The 265-nt window shown below is 72.5% G+C and carries 1 protein-coding gene; it reads left to right on the forward strand.

Annotated elements, in window-relative coordinates; all coding sequences use genetic code 11:
* The coding region (locus AC1RPY_RS07945; RefSeq protein ID WP_481763143.1) for a 4-(cytidine 5'-diphospho)-2-C-methyl-D-erythritol kinase at positions 1-265 on the forward strand (265 nt) is incomplete at both ends.

Raw genomic sequence — 265 nt, forward strand, 5'->3', positions numbered from 1 at the left:
GTACCAGGCGGTGTCCCTGTACGAGGATGTCCGCGCCTCTCGCGCCGACGACTTCTCGGTCAGCTTCTCGGGCAGCGTCGACACCAGCGGCCTGCCGACCGACGGGACCAACCTGGCGATCAAGGCCGCCCGGCTGCTGGCCAAGAAGACCGGGTACACCGGCGGCGTCCGCCTGGAGATCGACAAGCACGTCCCGATCGCCGGCGGCATGGGCGGCGGCTCGGCCGACGCGGCCGCCACGCTGGTCGCCTGCGACGCCCTGTGG

Source organism: Dellaglioa sp. CoH-56-MRSF-12 (genome assembly GCF_056782075.1).